General features: G+C 32.6%; 17 protein-coding genes and 1 pseudogene. 14 read left to right on the plus strand and 4 right to left on the minus strand.

All coding sequences use genetic code 11. The features are described from left to right. Positions 1 to 557: 557 nt before the first annotated feature. From CVU84_09720 to gap, 12 genes and pseudogenes are all read left to right on the plus strand, one after another. The gene (locus CVU84_09720) at positions 558 to 3467 is read left to right on the plus strand and encodes a hypothetical protein (GenBank protein ID PKM94343.1); all 2910 of its coding nucleotides are present in this window, start codon (positions 558 to 560) and stop codon (positions 3465 to 3467) included. 106 nt (positions 3468 to 3573) lie between these two features. Further along, complete coding sequence (locus CVU84_09725; protein ID PKM94344.1) at positions 3574 to 5481, plus strand: histidine kinase; 1908 nt, start codon at positions 3574 to 3576, stop codon at positions 5479 to 5481. A 152-nt stretch (positions 5482 to 5633) separates the two neighbouring features. Continuing rightward, positions 5634 to 6989, plus strand: a complete 1356-nt coding sequence (locus tag CVU84_09730; protein ID PKM94345.1) for a hypothetical protein — start codon at positions 5634 to 5636, stop codon at positions 6987 to 6989. Positions 6990 to 7122: 133 nt separating this feature from the next. Then, positions 7123 to 7548: pseudogene (locus CVU84_09735) on the plus strand (MarR family transcriptional regulator). An 86-nt stretch (positions 7549 to 7634) separates the two neighbouring features. Beyond that, complete coding sequence (locus CVU84_09740) at positions 7635 to 8195, plus strand: hypothetical protein (protein ID PKM94346.1); 561 nt, start codon at positions 7635 to 7637, stop codon at positions 8193 to 8195. Beyond that, the gene (locus CVU84_09745; GenBank protein ID PKM94347.1) at positions 8188 to 8850 is read left to right on the plus strand and encodes a hypothetical protein; all 663 of its coding nucleotides are present in this window, start codon (positions 8188 to 8190) and stop codon (positions 8848 to 8850) included. The genes CVU84_09740 and CVU84_09745 overlap by 8 nt, the downstream gene beginning before the upstream one ends. An 88-nt stretch (positions 8851 to 8938) precedes the next feature. Continuing rightward, positions 8939 to 10648 (plus strand): hypothetical protein, encoded by a 1710-nt coding sequence (locus CVU84_09750; GenBank protein PKM94348.1) that lies wholly within the window; start codon positions 8939 to 8941, stop codon positions 10646 to 10648. Between the two features lie 90 nt (positions 10649 to 10738). Next, a complete protein-coding gene (locus CVU84_09755) occupies positions 10739 to 11710 on the plus strand; it encodes a hypothetical protein (GenBank protein ID PKM94349.1) in 972 nt (323 codons plus the stop codon). Positions 11711 to 11731: 21 nt separating this feature from the next. Beyond that, positions 11732 to 12205, plus strand: a complete 474-nt coding sequence (locus CVU84_09760) for a chemotaxis protein CheX (protein ID PKM94350.1) — start codon at positions 11732 to 11734, stop codon at positions 12203 to 12205. Further along, positions 12205 to 12969, plus strand: coding sequence for a class I SAM-dependent methyltransferase (locus CVU84_09765; protein PKM94351.1), 765 nt, complete (start codon positions 12205 to 12207; stop codon positions 12967 to 12969). The genes CVU84_09760 and CVU84_09765 overlap by 1 nt, the downstream gene beginning before the upstream one ends. Before the next feature lie 55 nt (positions 12970 to 13024). After that, positions 13025 to 13552, plus strand: a complete 528-nt coding sequence (locus CVU84_09770) for an RNA 2',3'-cyclic phosphodiesterase (GenBank protein PKM94352.1) — start codon at positions 13025 to 13027, stop codon at positions 13550 to 13552. A gap of 266 nt (positions 13553 to 13818) precedes the next feature. Next, complete coding sequence (gene gap, locus CVU84_09775) at positions 13819 to 14829, plus strand: type I glyceraldehyde-3-phosphate dehydrogenase (protein PKM94353.1); 1011 nt, start codon at positions 13819 to 13821, stop codon at positions 14827 to 14829. Positions 14830 to 15028: 199 nt separating this feature from the next. Here the strand turns inward: gap and CVU84_09780 are convergent, their stop codons facing one another. The 3 genes from CVU84_09780 to CVU84_09790 form a co-directional block, all read right to left on the minus strand. After that, a complete protein-coding gene (locus CVU84_09780) occupies positions 15029 to 17575 on the minus strand; it encodes a hypothetical protein (protein ID PKM94354.1) in 2547 nt (848 codons plus the stop codon). Between the two features lie 300 nt (positions 17576 to 17875). Further along, positions 17876 to 19903, minus strand: coding sequence for a sensor histidine kinase (locus CVU84_09785; GenBank protein ID PKM94355.1), 2028 nt, complete (start codon positions 19901 to 19903; stop codon positions 17876 to 17878). After that, the gene (locus tag CVU84_09790) at positions 19878 to 20573 is read right to left on the minus strand and encodes a DNA-binding response regulator (protein PKM94356.1); all 696 of its coding nucleotides are present in this window, start codon (positions 20571 to 20573) and stop codon (positions 19878 to 19880) included. The genes CVU84_09785 and CVU84_09790 overlap by 26 nt, the downstream gene beginning before the upstream one ends. Before the next feature lie 419 nt (positions 20574 to 20992). Between CVU84_09790 and CVU84_09795 the strand changes: the two genes are divergently transcribed. Next, positions 20993 to 21865 carry an oxidoreductase gene (locus CVU84_09795; protein ID PKM94357.1) on the plus strand — a complete coding sequence of 291 codons (873 nt, stop codon included), beginning with the start codon at positions 20993 to 20995 and terminating at the stop codon, positions 21863 to 21865. A gap of 145 nt (positions 21866 to 22010) precedes the next feature. Beyond that, a complete protein-coding gene (locus CVU84_09800) occupies positions 22011 to 23093 on the plus strand; it encodes a hypothetical protein (protein PKM94358.1) in 1083 nt (360 codons plus the stop codon). 242 nt (positions 23094 to 23335) lie between these two features. On the opposite strand, the gene CVU84_09805 is transcribed toward CVU84_09800, so the two are convergent. Beyond that, a complete protein-coding gene (locus tag CVU84_09805; GenBank protein PKM94359.1) occupies positions 23336 to 23524 on the minus strand; it encodes a hypothetical protein in 189 nt (62 codons plus the stop codon). Positions 23525 to 23692 lie beyond the last annotated feature (168 nt).

Here is a 23692-nt window from a genome sequence, read left to right on the forward strand (position 1 = left end):
TGTTCAGCTGATTAGTACTAATAGGTCGAGGGCTTGACCAAGATGATTCACTAACATTGTTTGTTATTTGAATAGGTAAGGGTTAAAATATATAAGTGTGTAAAATATAATTAAACTTAAGTTTTTCTCTATCACTATTTCAAAACATTATAAATTTAATAATGTTGGAAGACTAATTGAAGGGTTATTAACCAGTCATATGTAAGCCAAGATTTACTCTAAACATGAGTAGATTTTGGTTTTTTTATATGGATTATTACTACTAAATGGGTTATTCAATAAATGAATAAAAAAACTACGTTTTGTTGCCGCAAAATTGTTTTACAATCCATTGGTAGAATAATAAAACGAAAAAGGCTATGAAGAATAATTCCCCAAATTATTTCATAGCCTTTTTTAATGTTGAAATAAGTAAAAGCGAGATTAGATACCAGGGTAATCGGGTAAATGTTGGCTTTTCCTATATTTGTATTGCAATATGCTTAAATATAGACTATTCTGAACTAAAGTTTATATGACAGAATACGACATAATATATGTTCTAAAGGAGACCTCCAATGAGTATGACTAAACATGTAACAAAAGATAACATTGTAAACAAATATAGGCTTATTATAATACCATTAATCATTACTATGATATCAATTTTGAGTGTCAGTATAATAAGCTATAATGTAAGCAAAAATATGCTATTAGAACAAATGAAAGAAGATGGAGTAAGTCTTTCGAAACTAGCGACAAGACAAATCGCAGTTAATGCAAGCTCCTTAGAAGTAATCAATGATATGCTAGAAGAAAAAATTAGAATAGCAGGCAATGCGGTAATTGAAAATAGGCAAAATTTAAGTAATGAATATTTACAACAATTGCAGGAAGCACTGAGCATTGATGAACTTCACTGGATGAATGAAAAAGGCAGAATTATATACACAACTATTAATGAATATATGGGCTGGGAACCTTTTAACGGACATCCCCTATACGATTTTATTCTTAATGATGATAAAGAATTGATGGAAGAAATCCGACCGGATGCTGAGTTTGGAATTCTCCTTAAATATGGATCCATTAAAGCAGATGATGGTAGCTTTGTTCAAGTAGGTATTCTAGCTGATCATGTAAATACCTTAACAGAAAGGTTTAGCTATCAAAGAATTGTTGAAGATTTGTCAGATGAAAATAGTATAGCATATGCTATGTATATAGATCAAAGCTTAGTTGCAGTTGCTGATTCAAACAAAGAAGGTATTGGAAAATATCACAACAACAATGAGTTTAAAGAGGCATTGAATGGAAAAATCTCCACGAAAGAATTATTTGTTCATGAATTAGACTCAAACGTTTTAGAGATTGCTGTTCCAGTAACCAATAAAGATCAAACCATGGGTATACTAGTAATTGGTCTTTCCATGGAAGGTGTATATACTTCTATCAACACTATTTTTATAAATTCATTGATGATTACTCTATTTATGATATTAACATTTTTATGGGTTCAAAATAGAAATGTAATTAAGCCAGTTATTAGGCTAGATAAAAATATTCATGAGATAGATATCGAAAACAATATAGAATATAGACTTCCAATAAGGAATAACGATACCTTTTTAGGACTGGACTTATCTATTAATAAAATATTAGATAAAACACATACTTATTTCTATCAGCTTAAGGAGAACAAAGAGGAACTAAAAGCCTATAACAAAGAAATATCTGTTGCATATGATCAACTATCAAGTACTGAAGAAGAATTAAGAGTTCGATATGATGAAATACAAAGCTATGCACAGAAGCTAGAAAGCCTCAAGCAGAAATATGAAATTGCAATTAATGGTACGAATAGTGCGGTATGGGAAATTAATTTAGAAGATGAGACCATTTATATTTCCCAAGAATTTAAAAATATCATAGAGGTGCCATTTGAAGAAAAGGAGACTGTAACAATATTTTTTGAAGAATATGTGGAATTAGAAGATAAAAAGCAATTGATAAAGGATTATGAAAAAATTAGAAATGGTGAAATAGACGAGATTTATAGTCAAATAAGAATTAGAAGCAAAAATGATAAGTTAAAGTGGCTTTTATTTCATGGTAAAGGAATCAGTGATGCAAATGGAAAAACTAGCTATATCAGTGGTATTTTCCTAGATATTCAGAAGCTAAAAGAACAGGAAGAATATATTGAATTTCTAGCTTATCATGACGCCTTAACAGGTCTCCCAAATAGAAGAAGCTTTATGTCAAAGCTACTTAGCGAAATGAGTAATAAGATACCAGGTGCTGTTATGCTTCTTGACCTTGATAATTTCAAAGGAATCAATGATATGTTAGGGCATGTATTTGGAGATATGGTCTTGAAAAAAGTATCACAAATGCTTATGGATATAGCCAATGATAAAATATTTGTATCTAGATTTGGTGGTGATGAATTTCTTATTCTAATTACCGGTGAAGAGGATTACTATAAAATTGAGGAATACGCAAAAAAAATCATTGGTCTATTTAAAAGCAAATTATTAGTTGAAAATGATGAGGTATATCTTAGCTGTAGCTTGGGAATTACAACATATCCAGTTGATAGTAGCGATATGAATCAGTTGATTATGAATGCTGATATGTCTATGTACAAGGTAAAACATTTAGGAAAGAATAATTATATGTTTTTTGACAAAAGCATGACTGAAGACCTGAGAAAACATACAGAGATAGAGAAAATTCTAAGAGAGGCCATTAAGAGTGAAGGCTTTAAACTTGTATATCAACCACAAATAAGTACAACTACTGGTAAGATCATAGCATTCGAAGCTCTTTTGCGGCTTAAGAATCATAATATATCTCCAGGAATTTTTATACCAGTTGCAGAGGAAACAGGGATGATTATTGAAATTGGAAGATGGGTAACAAGGCAAGCAATTATTCAATTAGCCAAATGGAGGGAAACTGGCTTTGAGCAAAAGCCAGTTGCAATAAATTTTTCTGCCAAACAGTTAAATGATGAGGATTTCATTGGGTTCTTACAAGAAACTTTGCAAGAGTTCGACATATCCCCAATTTATTTAGAACTTGAAATTACTGAAAGTATCTTGGTAGAAAAAACAGATGAAATTATGGAGTTTTTACATAACATAAAGAATCTTGGAATGCAAATAGCGTTAGATGATTTTGGTACAGGATATTCATCTATTAGCTACTTAACCTTTGTTCCAGTAGACAAAATTAAGCTTGACAAATCTTTAAATGATAGATTCTTAGAAATTGAGAACATTAAAGTTATGGATAGTATTATATCACTTGCTCATAGTTTGAATTTGGAAGTTATTGCAGAAGGGATAGAATACTTAGAACAATATAAACGGTTACGTGTTGGAGGCTGCGATTACATTCAAGGCTACCTATTTAGTAAGCCTTTAAATGTAGAAGATATTGATGAGATTTACGATTGTAATTTCACTGAAAAAATCATGTAATTAGGTACCTATTTATACGTAGATTATTATGATGCAAAATAAGGTAGCTACATTTGTTTTACAATGACTTTACACGAAACTTTCTTTATCTTAATATGTCCATGATATGATGGTCATATTAAATGAAAAGGAAGTGTTTATCATTAACCGAGTTGAAGAATTTGACTTGATATTGAAAAATAAAAGTATAACTATTGTTTATCAACCGATTATTTCCTTGCAAAATGGCGACATTTTAGGATATGAGGCTTTAATGAGAGGTCCTGAAGATTCATTTATTAGGTCCCCACTTGAATTAATTGAAGTTGCAAAAGAGAACAATCGAATCTTTGAATTGGAAATGCTTAGTAGAGAAAAGGCTATTTCAGGTGCAAAAGAATTAAATAAAAACATGCAATTATTCATTAATATAGAGCCAGATATATTAAAAGATATTCATTATAAAATGGGACATACCAAGGCATTATTAGAACAAAATGGCTTGAGCGAGAACAACATTGTATTGGAAATTACAGAACGTACTGCAATAGCTGATTATGGAAAGTACATTGATTTAATAGATAACTATAAAAAACAGGGTTACAAAATTGCTATTGACGATGTTGGAAGTGGATATTCGGGGCTAGCAAGAATTAACAACACGAAACCGGAATATATCAAAATAGACATGGATTTAATTAGAGGTATAGATAAAGACTCTTTTAAGCAATCATTATTAACAGCATTGGTTAAGTTTGCTTCAATGACGGGTATGCGTACGATAGCAGAGGGTATTGAGACAAAGGAAGAGCTTGAAACCATTATTCGACTAGGTGTTCATTATGGACAAGGTTATTTTATTGCGCGTCCCAATGCAAAAATAATAAAAAAAATGGATGATATTAAGGATTTGATTTTAGATACTGTTTATAAAAGGGACAAACTTACTGCATATGATATTTATACTTGTAAAATTGGTGCAATTGCAGAAACTGGTCATTCCAAGCATTCTTATGATTTGTGTTATATGATTAAAGAATATATGTATAAGAAACAATGTGAGGGGGTAGCGATAGTTAATGAATATAAAGAACCTATTGGATTGATCATGAAAACGGATTTAGATGCTAAAATGGCTACGCAATATGGATATTCTATTTATGCTAAACGACAAGTCCTTCTTCTAATGGATCATTATCCAATTATTGTAGATTATAATATACCGATTAAAAGAGTATCAGAAATCGTAACATTAAGAGAAGTTGACAAAGTATATGACAATATTATTGTCACACAAAATGGTGAGTATTACGGGATTGTTTCTGTAAGAAATTTATTGCAACAAATTACCAATATTGAAACCAATTATGCAAGACATCTAAACCCTCTTACTTTACTACCAGGTAATAAAATCATCAACAGTATTATTTCGAAAAACATTTCTTTAAATAAAAAAGTAGCTATTTGTTACTTGGATTTAGATAATTTTAAAGTCTATAATGATACCTATGGCTTCGAAAATGGGGATAAAATTATTAAAATGACAGCTAGAATTATTGAAAAACATGTTCAAAATTATTTTCCTTTTGATAGTTTTATTGGACACATTGGTGGAGATGATTTTGTGTTTATTATTCAGAATAATCTAGACAATCTGAACGAAGCGCTGATTCGTATATTAGATGAATTTGACCAATCTATAAAACAATTTTTTAGTCAAGATGACTTAATAAAAGGGAAAATATACGCATATGATAGAAACAAAAGTCTTAAAGAATTTGATATTACGTCTGCATCAATTGGTGTGTATTCGGGAGGACTACAAGGTTTTCAGTGCGTAGAAAAATTTGGTGAATACATAGGTGGAATCAAGAAAAAAGCCAAAGAAACAACAGGAAATTGTTACGTAATCTATGATGAAAATAATAGGATGGTTAACCATTATTGTAGCAATAAAATTGATGTGATAGAAGAAAGGGAACAAATTGAACTCCAAGTAGTACGAGGAGTAAAAGATTTGCAAGCTACTCAGTGAAACAATTGCCTACTTCAACTAGATATACCCCTGTCGTTCCCATTTGACATATTCTCAGGGGAACAGTATAATAATGAAAGAGAGTAACTGTGTTGATAGGCCATTAAAAGGGCATTCATAACTAGAATTAGGTGAAAAAGGAGATAATAATTATGGCATTGTCATCATCATCATCATTAATAGCTTCTTTGAGGGCAAAGTCCCTGACAAACTTATCCAAAACTAGTATATCAGCGTTATCAAATGCTTCAAATAAATTTTCCTTACCAACAATAGAAAACGATCATAAGGATGCCTCACCCAGAGAACGATATGTTCCTAACACACCATATTCTAGAGAACATTACATACCTATGGCACCATTAGCCCGAGAGCGTTATAATTCAAGTACAACATCGATCCATGAGCAATTCTTATCCAATAGAGAAGGACAAGATGGAAATATATTCGAGAGTTATAATCCCTCTGGAAATATTGATTGGACAAGCATAATGGATAATTCATCTTTGAATCCAATTACTTTAAATGCATTAGAGCTAAGGAATTCGCTAGTTAGTATTGGGGATAGTCAAATACCTGATACTAGTGATGCTATGAATACGAACGCCTCTAAGAAAATGAATAATTTGAAGAAAGCTTATGGATCATTACCAGTTACAGGAAACACCTTATTGGATAAAGCAAAGGGAATTGCAAAAAGAATCACATCGTTATACGAGGGTGGAGAGGTTACTGGAAACTTTGATGGACAAGGGATGTCTGTTGGATATCTTCAATGGAACATGGGATCTGGTACGTTGCAACCTCTTTTAAAGGAAATGGCGAACTCATCAGCAACACAAGCTGAATTTAATGAAATATTTAAGGATACTGTCTATATAAAGGATAAGAATGGAAATAAAACGAAGATGACTATGGCAGATGCACTTCGTAATGTTCTTGGTAAAAGTAAGTCTGAGCAACTTACTTTTGCAAGATCACTAAACGATCATAAGAATCGCATCGTAGAACCTTGGAAATCAGCTTTTAATTCTTTAATTAAAAATACTAAATTCATTCAAATAGAAGATAAGCACGCAAAACCATATTTGAATACGGCATCTAATATTATTAACAATTCAGATTTTGGTGTTAAGACTGTTCGTGGTTATGCGTTAGCCTTTGACATTGCGGTTCAAAATGGTTCCATTAAATCATCAGCAAAAACATTAATTCAAGATGCTTTAGCCGGCAAGAGTAATAAGCTGACTAATTATAACAATGAATCCCTAAGTAGAAATCAAAAAGTGGTTATCAAAGACTTAAATGAACGATTAAAAGGCGAAACAGACCCTGAACTTAAAAAGTTATATTACACAGCAGCTGCAGTTGCAATATCTTCAAACGATAGGTTTGTTAAAGATGTTTGGGCTAGAAAGTCTGCAATTATTGCTGGAACTGGAAAGGTACATGGCAGCAACTTCAACTTTAATGACAGTGTTGGTTTGAGTGATAATGCAGTGGTATAATAAATGAATATGAATTTATGATAAAACCCTATAACAAAAGTTATTGGGTTTTTATTTATCTATTGACAATTACCTATATATGTAATATATTACATATATAGGTAATACATTACATAGTTGAGAGGTGTATCACATGGATCAAACAGATAAATTAGATAAAATCAAATTCATTTTTGGGAGTTTGTTTATTCTAGCAAATAAACTTCAGGTTCTAGGAGACAATTTTCTAGATGAGATAACCACAAAACAGTGGTTTCTACTAGTTATGGTTGGCCAATTTAAAGATCATTATCCCACACTTAGCCAAGTAGCATCATTAATGGGAAGCTCACATCAGAATGCTAAGCAAATAGCGTTAAAGTTAGAAAAGAAAGGACTTATATGCATTGAAAAGGATACAAAGGACAGTAGAGCAATTAGATTAAAATTAACTCCAGCATGTTATGAATATTTTGAAGGAAGACAAGGAAAAGACAACGAATTTTTGGAGGAACTATTTAAAGACTTAAATGAAATGGAAATAAACACATTGGCAGTTGGTATTCATAAAATAACGGAACGAACTGGAAAAATAGATCCAACGTTGACAACAGAAAAACAAGGATGGATAACAAATATGTTTCATAACAAAGGGGAGGAATTAAAATGAAGATAGTAGTACTTGATGGTATGGAACAAAAAAACCCATTGTCAAATCCATTAATGAGATCTTTAGAGGATAACAATACGGATTATTCTTATTTTAAGTTAATGGATATGGATATCAAACCTTGTAGATCTTGTGGTGTCTGTGGACTCGTTACCCCGGGAAAATGTAGTATCAAAGATGATATTGAAATTATTATGAGTGCTGTAGCTAAAAGCACGATGCTCATTTTCCTTACTCCAATCAGATTTGGAGGATATTCCTCGGAGCTTAAAAAAATTATTGATCGATTTATGTTGCTGGGATTACCACTTTATATTGTTAGAAAGGGACATTTGCTGCATCCATCACGCTATAATACGATTAAATGGCTTTTTGTAATTGGACTATCAGAAAATAAAAGCTTAGTGCAGGAAGAAAGCTTAAGAAAGCTAGTGAAAAATAACGCTTTAAACATGAGGGTATCACAAAAGGCTCTCATTTTCAAACCAACAGAGGACGGACTTTCAATAAAAACTCGAATTGATTATATTCTAGAGGGGGTTGGGATGAATGCTTAAATATCTTTTAATAAATGGAAGTCCAAGAAAAACAGGAACCTCGTATAGTTTTGCAAGAACAATTAAGATGCTCATTGAAAAAGAAGGTAATAACGCAGAAATCATTCATGTTTACGACTATTTTGATGGTAAAGAAAGCATTCATAATTTGAAAACTATTATTCCTGAGTATGATACATTAGCGCTCATCGCACCACTCTATGTAGATACGCTTCCTTATCCAGATATATGGTTTTTAGAAGAAATGTTGAAAGATTGTAAAGATGAGCTTAATACAAAAGGGCTGTTTGCAATAGGTCAATGTGGGTTTCCTGATATTACAAGATGTGAGCCTTTATTAGATGTATGTAAATTTTTTGCCGAAGAAACAAAAATGAATTGGCTCGGTGGACTAGCATATGGTGGTGGTGCAATATTAAATGGTGCATTGCTAGAAAATTTAGGTAAAAAAGGAGAAACAATAACAGCTGCATTCAAGTGTGCATTAGATAGTATTCACCAAAACAAACCAATTTCCCAAAAGGCTCAAGCATTGATTACTTTAAAAATACCTAAACTTCTTTATCGTCCATTAGCAGTATTTTTAAATAACAATGCTAGAAAGACCGCGAAAAAGAATGGAATATGTCTTGAAAGAAAATTTTATCTCGAATAGAATACCAATAAAAATAAATATATCTTCTTCCTTTTCAATTATTATGGTAGAATAGTTTATAAGATATATCATAGGAGGGAGGTCAAGAATGAAGTATAGCGTAGCCTTTGAACCTATTCCTTTCGAGTTGAAAAACGGTGTTAAAACACAAGAAACAGTTATAATAACCTTTTTTGATGATAAAGGTCTACAAACGGAAATAAAAGAATATGGATATTTAGACAATCATGCATTAAGAGATCTAAAAATGGCATCTCCTTCCTTTCAACTTAAAGAGTTATACTTTAAGGATTTTTCTATACAGGATAATCATGATATATATGAATGGGATGATAATAAAACGGTACATAGCTTTCATGCAGAAAAGTGTTTTTTTGATGGAGATGTTAACTTTAGTGGTGTAACTTTTGGTAAAGGCGGCTTTAGTTTGGCTCATTCTTGTTTCGGGAATGGTACAATAGATTTTCATAAGACGGTTTTTTTGTCGGATACAGTACAGCTTAGTGGTATAAAATTTGGTACAGGTGAGAAAATATTTACATCAACTAAGTTTAATGGTAAAATCATAAATTTCTTCAGCACTGATTTCGGTAATGGAGATGTTAATTTTAAGTGCAGTAGCTTAATCAATGCACACTTGAATTTTAGTGGTGCTATTTTTGGCGATGGTGATGTTGATTTTGATTTTACAACATTTGGAGTAGGGGGCGTAGATTTTTCAGGTGTTAATTTTGGAAAAGGACAAATTTCCTTTAGAAATGCCCAGTTTAATAATGGTGATGTTATGTTTTTTGGCTCTAGCTTTGGAGCAGGAAAAGTTACTTTTAGTGACGCTGTTTTTGGAAATGGAAATGTAGATTATAGTTTTTGTAAATTTGAAAAATGTATTGTTCATTTTAAATATGCGAAGCTAGGCATTGGAAAGTTTAATATGAGCAATATAAACCTAATAGATGGGTATATATTGTTCAAATCTGTCCGGTTTAAGAGTCGAAGTATTTATTTCTCAGAAAGCATAATTGATAAGCTGATTTTTCTAAACTCGTTATTTATTGAACATGCAGAAATGAGCCTAGAACAATGTCATGAGTTAGTAGTTGAGAATTGTATTATTGAAAAAACTTTTGATTTAATTGCTACGAGCAAAAAAAAGGTTAACATAGATTGTCTCAATTTGATCAATACAAAAAACCTTGGTCAGATTTACATTGATTGGGGCACAAATGATGTGAAAAAAGCAATTTATTCGCAAGGAATTTCGACAACTTATCGTGAAAAAGCTGATCAGTTTCGCTTGCTAAAAGAGAATTTTCATAAAATAGGACACTATGACGATGAAGATTATTCCTATGTTGAGTATAAAAGATGCATGAGTATGTCTGAACTTAATGGAGAGGACTTATTTAACCATAAATATAAAAAAATTATAATTATAAATAGACGTATTGTATATCCATTTAAATGGTTTGTACTTGACTTTGTAGGAAACTATGCTACAAATCCTTTTAGAATACTTAGTTCAATGTTCATGACAGCGATTATCTTTACTATCTTATATACATTGCCGTTTATTCAATTAAATGGTGATAAAGGATATGCAAAAGCCTTAAATAATCCGTTACTGGACTTGTATTCAAATGCGCTATATCATAGTGTAGCTACGCTTTTTACAATTGGATACGGTGATGTTAACCCTGGGAATATTTATGCTATGATTCTATCTGGTTTGGAAGGTTTTACTGGGTTATTTTTGATGTCATATTTTACAGTTGCATTTGTACGTAAAATATTAAGATAATTTAGCAAAGAATCTAATAACTTGATAAGTGCATATATTCTGTGATATTATATAGTAACAAAGTATGTCATATTATTTAGGAGGATTGTTATGGATGATTCTAAAAAGCGTTATGATAATACAAAATCAAGTCTTGATGAAGGCCTTATTATAAATACTATTATGAACAATTCTCATGATACTATTTATTTCAAAGACATCAAATCAATTTTTCTTTTAAGTAGTAAAGCTCACGCTATGCAATTCGGTTTTGAAAATCCGTTAGATATTGTAGGGAAAAGTGATTTTGATTTTTTTCCAGACTCATTTGCTCGTCAAGCATATGAAGATGAACAAAACATTATTTTTTCGGGGGAACCGTTGATTGGAAGGGTTGAAAAGTGGGAAAAGCCTGATGGTACCACCACATGGCTTTCAGCATCAAAGCATCCTTTATTCGACTATGATGGAAAGATCATCGGTACGTGGGGAACTTCTAGGGACATAACACCGCTGAAAAGAGCAGAAGAAGAATTGGCTAAAGTAAATCAGAAACTTGTTAAAGTGAATAGGAAGCTAGAAGAATTATCGGTTATTGACAGTCTTTCAGGACTTTATAATCATAGACATTTTTACGAGGAACTAAAAAAGACCTTCGATTTATATATAAGACAGAAGCAAAAAGGAAATACCAATAGTTTTTCTGTAGCATTTTTAGATATTGACAATTTTAAAAGTATAAATGATACATATGGTCACTTAGTAGGGGATTTAGCAATTAAGCATATTGCAGATATTATGATTAAACATACACGTTCTATTGATGGGTGCTTTCGATATGGTGGTGATGAATTTGCAATTATTCTATCTGATACCAACCTTGAAGTTGCTAAGGGAATTGCAGAAAAATTGCGGAAAATAATTGAAAGTTCACCAGTGTTCTTAGAAGATATGACTGTATTGATAACAGTTAGTATTGGCGTAGCATGTTATAGTGAATCTGATAGTATGAAGGACTTGATTCAAAAAACTGACGACAAGCTCTATCAATCAAAAAATGAAGGTAGAAATAAAGTCAGTTAATTTTACAAAAGAGGTGATACTATGAACGTTGAATATTTAAATCCGGTAGTGAGTGCTGCAACATATGTATTAAAGGAAGCGTGTGGTTTGGATATAAGCACAGGGAATCCATATTTGACACAGGCAGTATACGATGAGAGGATTTTCATAGTAATGATTGGCATTACAGGTCAGCTTCATGGACAAGTTATATTAAGCATGAATGAAAAAGTTGCCTGTATGGTTGCTTCAAAAATGATGATGGGAATGCCAGTAAATGAATTAAATGATATTGCAAGGAGTGCCCTAGGTGAGCTAATGAATATGACTATGGGAAATGCTGTTACAATGTTTTTTAACAAAGGGATAACCTTAGATATAACACCTCCAACAATATTTTTAAGTAATACGTTGACAATGAACGTAGGTGACGCAAAAATGATTTGCATACCAATAACCTTCGATGGAGATTTGTTAATCGAATTAAATATTGCTATTAAGGAAAATAAGAGCTAATGCAGAAAATTAACGCAGAATTTGTTAGACATGCCTTTGCGAGTAAGGATTCGTTAAGGGAATATAGTATTGCTGCTATGGAAATAGAGTTATGGGAATCTGAAAAAATTATATTCGAAAAATATTTTAATAAAGAAGATAGAATCCTTGATATTGGATGCGGAACAGGCAGAGTTACGTTTGGACTTCACAATTTTGGATATAATAGCCTTATTGGGGTTGATGTATCAAAAGAAATGCTTAAGGAAGCAATTCGCATTAATAATATAAGGAATGCTACCATTGAATTTAGACTTGGAGATGCTACTAAGCTAGACTTAGGAGATAAGATATTTGATGGGGCTATTTTTGCGTATAATGGATTAATGCAAATACCTTGGTTGGAAAACAGAATGAAGGCATTTAAAGAAATAAATAGAATCCTTAAGTTAGGTGCCATATTTATTTTTACTACGCATGATCTGAAGACTAAGGACGTAAATGTTCAAAGGTATTGGAAAGAAGAAATGGAATTATGGAGCAAAGGAAAGCAAGATCCAAGGCTTCCTGAGTTTGGAGATCTACTATATAAAAGTTTTGATAGGCAAATGTATATGCATGTTCCAAGTAGAGAAGAAATAGTGAATTGTTTAAGCGCAACTGGTTTTGAAATTGTCGAGGACTTATATAGACCAGAGATCATTGAGGAATCAGAAGAAGTGCAGTGCTTTTCGGATGATTGTAGATTCTGGATTGTTAGAAAAACAATAGACGTATCCCTTTAATCAAGCATATCAACCACCCTAAATGGGGTGGTTTTATATATAAAGGAGAACTAAAATGAGAGCATTCTATGGAATAGTTTTTGATGATGAAACTAAGAATAAGATTTATGGTATTCAAAGTGAAGTTAAGAAGTATACAAGTAGAGGTAAGTTTGTGCCGTTAGCTAATTTTCACATAACACTAAAATTTTTAGGTGATATCGACCCAAAAGAATTTGATGATTATTGTGATTTACTTGAAAGTGCGGTCGGGGGCTTTAATGCCTTTCAAATCGTTACGAAAGGAATAGGTGAATTTACCAAGGCGAACAAGGCAATGCCATATATAGGAATTAAAGAGAGTAAAGCACTTATTGCCATGAATAATAATATTCAACAAATGGTAAATAGAAGTTATTTGTTAAGACATGAAAACTTCACGCCACATATTACCTTAGCCAGACAGGTTGAAACCAAAGAGCGGCTAAGTGATATAGAAATTACGAACTTTAATATTGAAGTAAATAAAATTGCTTTATTTGAAAGTAAGAATGAGAAAAATAAACTTGTATATGAAGAGAGAGCAATTATTAGACTTGTTTAATTGTAATAAGAATGTTCTGCGAAAACTATTTACTGTTTTATTAATTTGTGATAAAATTAACAGTGTAATAGATTTACCATTCATTGCTAATTGTATTTCATAATTGACAATGACAATATTATGATATAAACTAAAATTGGGATATTTTAACATACTTATTCTTAATAAGAAGGCTTAGGTTTTCTTATTGTAATAAATAAAATAGTTTCTTTATAGAAGCTAAACCCAATTCAGTTAGTGAAAAAATATTTCTAGGAGGAAAAAAAATGGCAGTAAAAGTAGGTATTAATGGTTTTGGACGTATTGGACGTCTTGTATTTCGTGCAGCAATTGACAACGCAGAGGTAGAAGTGGTAGGGATTAATGATCCTTTCATCGACCTTGAATACATGGTATACATGTTAAAGTATGATTCTGTACATGGACAATTTAAAGGTGAAATTTCTATTAGTGGAGACAAACTTGTTGTTAATGGCAAGGATGTTTCTGTATTTGCTTCAATGAAAGCGGATGAAATTAATTGGGCTTCATGTGGAGCTGAATATGTAGTTGAATCAACAGGCGTATTCACAACAACTGAAAGCGCTTCCGCACATTTAAAGGGTGGAGCTAAAAAAGTTGTAATTAGTGCACCATCTGCTGATGCACCAATGTTTGTTATGGGTGTTAACCAAGAAAAATACACTAAAGATATGGTGGTTGTTTCTAATGCATCTTGTACAACAAACTGTTTAGCACCAATTGCAAAAGTACTTAACGATAACTTTGGTATCGTAGAAGGCTTAATGACTACTGTTCATGCTACAACTGCTACTCAAAAAACAGTTGATGGCCCATCAAAAAAAGACTGGAGAGGCGGACGTGCAGCAGCAGCTAACATCATCCCTTCATCAACAGGCGCAGCAAAAGCAGTTGGTAAAGTAATTCCTGAATTAGCAGGTAAATTAACTGGTATGGCTTTCCGTGTACCAACAATCAACGTTTCAGTTGTTGACTTAACTTGCCGTTTAGAAAAACCAGCTACTTATGCTGAAATCAAAGCGGTTATGAAAAAAGCTTCTGAAAATGAATTCAAAGGTATCTTAGGATATACTGAAGATGCAGTTGTATCAAGCGACTTCATTACAGACCCTAGAACTTCAATCTTTGATGCTAACGCGGGTATTAGCTTAAACGATAACTTCGTTAAAGTAGTTTCTTGGTATGATAACGAATGGGGTTATTCAAACAAAGTAATCGACCTTATTGCATACATGGCTAAGGTAGACGCTAAATAATAAGTGGTTATAAAATAACTATACATTTTAAAAATGTTTCGATTGCAGTTGCAGTCGAAACATTTTTTTATTCATTAAGAAGGTTCTGTATATGCAATTGAAAAACAGATAGGTAACGAGGATTTTAACTCGGCGTATAAATAACAAAGATATTTAACGCTGCGCAGCCGATTTTCTTGTAATTCACTTTGAAGTAGAACTATGGATTTACAAAAACGCACATGGCTTTTTGTGAAGGCATATCGGACATTAAAAGCATTTCTCTATCAAAGGTTGCAACGTGAATCGCATAATCCAGTACTTTGCCTGAAATTAGTGTGGACAGCTGATTAGGATGTGAAAGTAATAAATCTTTATTAAAGGAGTTCGACATTTCTGGGAAGAAAGAAGCATAGAAAATATTGCTTTCAACCAAATCTTGGAAGAAATGACTTCCGAAAGAAAGTTCTGGAATCATTCCTCCTTTTGGATATGATTCTTCACAGATTGCAGTAAATTTATTAATTTCTGCAAACATTACAGGAACTCCGAGTGAAGCCATAGTCGAGCCACATCTTCCTGGTACAACGAGCATAATATCATCAGACTCATCAAAGACAGCATTAAGCTTTCCAATTGTTCTGGCAACTTCATGGCGATCTTGTTCTGATAATAAAATATATTGTTCAGGTATTACGTAAACTACTGTTTTGATTACTCTAGCTTCGCCACCGCCTACAAAGCCACCATTAAGTGAGAATAATTTATAATGATCAGGAAGGTTTTCAGGTAATTTGATAGTACTTCCTGCTTTGAAGGTTTGCAAAGGCCTACATTGGACAAAATCAATAATGATATTATCTTTTGATTTATTCATTGTAAACTCTACATCTACAGGGCATTCATAAACTTTTTCGAGGAGTGCTAGAGAGTCTCTCATTTTATTTAGAAAATCAGTGGTTTCGAATAATTGTTTGAAATCAGTTCTTATCACCTTTAAATGATTCATGCCAATGTCTCGTGCTCTTTTTTCGGCAGCTAAATCGCGGCTTATAATCCAATTGGTCTCTACTTCTGTTAGATTATCAATCGCTTCTTGAACTGATATCGTACAGGAGGTATTGTTTTCAATATCCAATACATCCATATAACATTGGGAATTGTTTTCACCATGGTGATCAGTTGGTAAGGTATTAGGCATATCTAAAGAAACAATGCTCGTATAGTCACCATCAGTTCGATCAACTGCTCTTGTGCCAAGCCCCATTACGATTCGAATCATACCAGCCTCAGGATTCATATTTAAATGCCATACATAAGAGCTATAGGATAGACCTACGCCAGCAACCAATGGATAGAAGTAATTTCCATGATAAGAGCCCGACACCCTTTGAACCAATACAGACATTTGTTCTCCAAGATTATTCAGTCCTCGTTTCTTGCGATATATTAATGCAGGTAATTCAACAGTACTAGCATATACGTTGCGAATTGCACTAATGAAGGATTCCATACGTTCTTGTGTATCGCCTTGATTTGCGCAAAATACACTATGGTATTTGCCAGCAAATGCATTGCCATATCCATCCTCAAGTAAGCTACTAGAGCGAACTATAATTGGAGTTCTTCCTAAAGCATCTAAAGCTTGCTCAAATTGACTCATAATAATACTTGGAAAGCTACCTGCAAGTATTTTTGCATGTAGTTCCTTGGCAACGGTAAAGTAACCTTCTGTTGAACGTTGTTGCATATGTAATAGCCATAAGCCATTATGGATTAAGAAGGACTGCCATACATCAGAACCAATGTATAAAGAATCTTTTTGTAAATGTGCAGCTGCTTTCTCACCCTTGGTATGACCGCATAAGATACGCCTAGCAAGCAACATTCCAACTGATTTTCCACCTATATATCCAGTGCCAATCATGCGATTCCGAATACCCAATAAGTCATCTAAAGTAAAATGATTTTTAGCAAGAGCTAATATTTTTTCGTCTTTTCCAAGTAAAAGGGTACATAGTCTATGTATCATTCTATCTATTTCTTCTTTATCAGGACTAGACCATCTAAGTGATTCTGCTTTAATAAATAGCTGTTCCCAATAATCTAGTTTATGAATGATAGGATATGGAAGACGTAATATATGATGCAATCCATCTGTTTGAGGAATTAACTTATTATCCGACCAAATATGAGGCATGAACATAGTAGGTGAATCTCTATTCCAAACCTTTTTTGGTTGTACTACTTGGCCATCATCGGACGTATTTAAATCTATCATAATTTGTGTTGTATCTAATATTCTAGAAACTGTAGCCCAATCATGGTGCTTACGCATGATACAGAAATAAGCAACAGTATCTAACAAAAATAAATAGGGGCAAGTAACAGCAAAAAAATTGCCAATCATCAAATCGGTTGCCCAGGTTTGTTGTAGTGATGAAAGTGAATCAAAAATGTAATAGGCTCCTAAACCAGCCTCAGTTATAATGTTATAAATCTCAAAAGAAAAATGCTGAAACCCCAACGAAGAATCTAATATATATACCTCAACACCTTCTGTATCTTCAATAATCGGAGGATGTGAAGCAAATCTAATATATAGAATTTTTCTGCCTTCTTTTCTTGCATTTGAAGCAAACGCACGAGCATATTGCATATAATCTTCTAAACTATCTACCTTCCAAACTACATTATCTCCTAGCCAAATATGATCAATGATCTCATCAAGTGCAGGTACTCCAGAATGAATTCTCTTATCAGACATTTAGTCAACTCCTTTGATATCTGTATCTATTTCATAGGGTTATATTCATTTATAATACTAAATTATAAGAAAACATACAAGAGTATTGTGATTTAAGCTTGCATTTGGTTACGAAACCGTAGCGAATGCAGAGGTTTTGTAGATTGACTGCCAAGAATTTAACCTAAAAAAAAGAAAACTCCCTAGGAACAATGTTGACACCTATGTGCAAACAACCCAAGAGTTTTTCTTCTAATATTGAATATATAATAGAAATAACTGTTTTGTCGATAGCTTAAATCAGTAAGAAATGAACTAAAATTACTCTTTATTTTCCACTTCAATATCTGTTAATTGCGGATGCCACAATGGTAATGCAACAATCGCTTTATATAAATCCCCATCAATCTCTATCTTAAACGTACCACCTTGAAGGGTAGTTAAGCTTTGAGCTATAGATAGCCCTAAGCCAGAGCCTTCAGTAGTTCTTGATACTTCACCACGCACAAACCTTTCTGTCAATTGTTCAGGGGAAATATCAAGGGGCATAGCCGAAATGTTTTTTACTGTTAACTGACCGTGTGTAGCCGTTTGAATGATATCAATATATACTCTGGAACTCTTAAGCGAGTACTTTATTACATTTGACATTAAATTTTCGACGATTCGCCACATATACTTCCCATCCGCACTTACAAGGGTAGAAAGATCTGAATTTATTCGAATATCTAATTCAGAAGCTTTAATTAGTTCTTCATATTCACCACATGCTTGTAACATCAGCTCATGTAAATCTACTTTTTCAGCAGTAACTATAAGATTTCCACTTGATGCTTTGCTCGCTTCAACCAAATCTTCGACCAGATTTTTTAATCTATTTGATTTTTCTTCTAGTATTTCTACATATCCATTGGCTATCTCATTTTTTAATTCTTCTTTTTTCAGAAGGTCTACATATGTGATAATAGAGGTCAAAGGAGTTTTTAAATCATGAGAAACATTTGTAATAAGATCTGTTTTCATTCGCTCACCTTTAACGGCCTCTATAACTGCTTTTTTAAGTCCAATCTGTAAACTTTGAACGTCTTCCGCAAAGCTTGAGAATGCAACGGATATTTTAGAAGAATCTATTTTGTAGTCTAAGTTGCCTTTTGATATCTCTTTTGTTGCTTCCATTATTTTGGATAGGGAAACAAGTGACTTGCCTAAAAATATTAAAACAACAGTATTAAAACCAATTAAGAAAATTGTACCAAAGAAAAATGATGTATAGCCACCTAAAATTGACAAAGCAAATACAATACTATTTATACCGCCATAGGCTAAAAGTAAGAGCATGAGCCATACCTTGAATACCTTGCCGTTAAAGCACATTTTAATAAAGTTTCTGAATGCTTTTAATATAACATAAAATAAGGAATTCGTTATTAACTGCTTGTTTTTAATTTGTCTTATCATTGAAAGTAAGTAACTTAGGCCAATCATAAAATCAATTGAGAGCACCATTGATGTGATTATAATGAGTTCAAGATCATCACCATAATATGAAAATTGACCTACAAAACCAACTGAGATAATTGCGGCTAATAGAACCAACAAAGAATGCATATCGGTATATATTTTATCAATAAAGATTAAGTGAATATGTCCACCCTTTTCTCTTCTTCCTGCAACACAAAAGAGATAAATCATTAAACCAAGTAAAGTAACAAATGAAACAATACCAATGATCATAATATTTTTAATATTATCTTTAATTTTGTTATAGGTCACATAGGAATCATAAAATATATCTCCAGGTTGTAGTGGTTCTTGAATAGATGCATATATTTCATAATTTGTTTGAGCTAGCATAGAATTAAAATCAAAATAATATTGATATCTATAGTTTTTTGTAGTGGTATAATTTGATTCGAGTTCATTAAAATAAACGCTCATTGGCATATTTTGAATGAATTTTACTTTATCTGGGGCCGTTACATTTGTCATTTGATCATTGGTTTTCGTATTTTGAATTAAAAAGAAGAAGTTTTTGGTACCAGAGATATTATTTTCAATAGTCTTTAAGCGCTTCAAATTATCTTGAATCATATATAATTCATTGTTTGATGCTTTGATGGTTTCTTCATCAATGAGCACAGTTTTTAATTCAATAATATTATGTAAAAGATCTGTGAATTCACGTTGAAAGTTGGAGGTTTCAAGGTAACTTTTAGTAATGACTTCTTCATGATGATACAATAAATAAATACCGCTTCCAGTAGCCCCAATAAAACAAATCAAAGCTAAAACAGTAGCTATTATTTTTGAACCTAACGCATATTTAATATTTTTCAATTTTGTATCCAATGCCCCACACCACCTTTAAGTATTTCGGATCCTTGGAATTAATTTCTATCTTTTCTCTAATACGTCTTATGTGTACAGCAACGGTATTTTCAGCAGAAAAAGAGGGTTCATTCCAGACCCGTTCATAAATTTGATTAATAGAAAAAACTTTCCCTAAATTTTCCATGAGAAGCTTAACAATGCCATATTCAGTAGCAGTAAGTTTAATCGTTTCGGAATCTAAGTGCAGTTCTTTGGTGTCTTGATCGAGCTCAAGTGCACCAGTTTTTAATACATTTGCTTTTTGAGCGATACTTCCGAGTGCAGTATAGCGACGCATTTGAGACTTCACTCTTGCAAGGAGCTCTAAAGGATTGAAGGGTTTGGTAACATAATCATCTGCTCCGAAGTTAAGCCCTATTATCTTATCTGTATCCTCAGATTTTGCTGACAAAAGAATGATTGGTATATTTTGAGTTTCTCTTATTTTAAGAGTTGTTGTTAGTCCGTCTAACTCGGGCATCATAATATCCAATATGATCAAATGGATTTCGTTTTCTGATAATGCCTTTAGAGCCTGTGTACCAGTATAAGCTTTTATTACTCCATAATTTTCTTGCTTAAGGTAGATTTCAAGAGCATCTACAATTGCAATTTCATCGTCACATACTAGGATATTTAGTGAATTCATTTAAAGAACCTCCATTGTTTTTATTCATTGATTATGAACGTTCCACATAATCAATTGGAAAAGCGGCAGATAGCTAACACTGATTTTAGCACGTCATAGCCGATTTTCTTGTCCAGTAGGAAAGTTCTACTTTCCACGAAGCATAGAACAAAGTGTTAGATAGCATAAATTATTACGTAACGCGCTGACAAGCGCTTTGTTCTAGTATCACCTGCCTTTTGTACTATAATAGCAAGTAATATTTACAAAACCCTTTATATAAATCTTACATTATTCTTAATAAAATTGCCTTTCAATATATAGCCAATATACACTATTATACTGAAGGAAGCAACGAATTCTGAGGCTTTTGTTGCCTTAAGTTATGATTTGCTATATACTTTAACCAAAGAACATTACTGTGATGGAGGTATTATTTGATGATGATTGGGTTTATTGGAACAGGCGTAATGGGTAGAAGCATGGCGTTACATTTAATAGAGAACGGCTATAACTTGATTGTATATAATAGAACGAAAGCAAGAGCTGAGGATTTACTAGAAATGGGCGCCATATGGAAGGACACTGTTGGTGAGGTTGCTAGGGAAGCAGATGTCATTATTACAATGGTAGGATACCCAAAGGATGTCGAAGAGATATATTTGAGTGAAAATGGAATTATTCAATGTGCAAAGCCGGGAAGTACAATGATTGACATGACGACCTCCAAGCCTTCTTTGGCAAAACAAATTCATGAAATAGCTAAGACCAAAGGTCTGCATGCATTAGATGCTCCTGTTTCCGGTGGTGATATTGGTGCTAAAAACGCTACTCTAGCAATTATGGTAGGTGGAGATTTAAAGGTATTTGAGGAAATGAAAACTATATTTGAATGTATGGGTAAAAATATTGTATGGCAGGGAGAAGCAGGAGCGGGACAACATACAAAAATGTGCAATCAAATAGCGATTGCATCAAATATGATAGGTGTATGTGAAGCAATGGTATATGCAAAAAAAGCTGGACTTGATCCGGAAATTGTTTTGAAAAGTATCGGAGCTGGTGCGGCGGGTAGCTGGTCATTGAGTAATTTGGCTCCGAGAATGATTAAGGGTGACTTTGCACCAGGGTTTTATGTTAAGCATTTTATTAAAGATATGAGTATAGCATTGACTGAAGCAAAGGAAATGGGGTTTAGTGCACCGGGATTAGAGTTATCAAAAAGTTTATATGATCTGATTGCAAGTGATGGAAAGGAAGATCATGGCACACAGGTTTTATTCCAATTATTGAATAATCAAAAGTTACTTTAATGGAATGTGCAAGACCGATAGAAGGTTATAATGAAAGAAATACAATGTGATAGGAATATATAAAAAACTTTATTTATGAAGAGCTTAAGTGTATAATTATATATATATAATTGCTACTATATGTAGAATAACTTGAGGTGGTATTATGCAGGTTAAAGAGATTAAAAAATTATTTTATACAAATGATGTAAAAGAAGATCAATATCGTGCATATACAATTATATTCATGGCATCAGCACTTGGGCTTTTGCTACACTTATCCTTTGCGATTATATTTCATCTATTGGATATTCATATTTTGGCTAGAATTAATTATGTTAGCATATTCATCTATAGCTTTTGTGTATTCATTAATCGAAAGGCTTACCACAATCTAGCATTACTCACAGCTTTGTTTGAGGTTGTGGTACATTCGGTCATAGCTACATTGCTATTGGGGTGGAGTGTGGGATTTCATTACTACATTTTGTGTATTGGTTCACTTTCTTTTTATGCAACAACAATAAAGATTCATTTGAAAATTGCGGTTTCAGTTTTTTTGCTGATTACATATATTTTATTAAGCTATTTAACAGACGGGATAGCAGGTCCTTATACATTAAATGTAACGCATAGCGCTTTATTTAATTACTTTAATATTATTTGTTCTTTTTCCGTATTCACCTTTATGGCATATTTATATAGTCATTCAGTTGGAAAGGTTGAGTATGCTTTGCGAAAAGAAAACGTAGTTTTAGGAGTAGATGCAAATACGGATGTTTTAACTGGAATACTTAACCGGAGATATATCATGAAGGTAATTGAAGAAAGAATTAGGGACTATCAAAAAAACAATGAATCATTTGTGCTGGTTATGTCGGACATCGATGACTTTAAGAGTTTAAATGATAAGTATGGACATGAGTGTGGTGACATCGTTTTAAGTGCCGTAGCAGCCTTTTTTTTAAAAAATTTAAGGAAAGATGACTTGATAAGTCGATGGGGTGGCGAGGAATTTCTAATACTACTCCCTAAGACTACTATTTCTGAGGGTGAAGCTGTTGTTGAGAAAATTAGAGAGAGGTTATCAAATCATACGATATTATACCAAAGAGAAGAAATAAGAATTACGATGACCTTTGGGATATGTGAGTTTTATGAAAATATGAGTTTTTCTGACTTAATAAATATTGCGGATCAGCGATTATATAAAGGGAAGAATCAAGGTAAGAATTGTGTTGTTTCTTAAGATGAGAAATAAATAAACATATAGCTGACTTCAGGTTGTCGATAAAAGCATTTTTTCTGATAAGTGTATTCATTATTGGAAGTAAGTGTTCATTTTTCTGGCCTTACCCTTCGGCCGGTCAGGCGAAAAATGAACACTTACTTCCTTAGTATGAATCTAGAAGAAAAAATGCTTTTATCTCTGTTTCGATAAGATCAAGTAAATTGTCAACATTTTGTAGCCTCTTTAGGAGGTTTTGTTTTTTATTCGTGAAAAATTTTTTTGAGCCATATTAGGGCGAAAGTAATAATTCCGTAGAACATTAATACAATCATCAGGGTGTAAAGTCTTTCCATATTGGTACCATCAGCCATTAAAACAGGACCTAGACCAAAAAAGGTAACTAAAAGGTATAGAATAATAAATAGGAAGTAGATTATTATTTTTTTCATCCAAATACTCCTTTACATAAATTATATTATATTAATTTTAATCAATTTTAATACTATAGCAAAAGTGTTATTTCTTCAATTATTAACCATTATCAAAATCATAAATATCTTTATTTCTCAAGAGAAAAAGTGTATAATTAATCTTATATATTGACTTTTTTTGCACGG

This window comes from Firmicutes bacterium HGW-Firmicutes-1, assembly GCA_002841625.1.
Lineage (GTDB): Bacteria > Bacillota > Clostridia > Lachnospirales > Vallitaleaceae > HGW-1.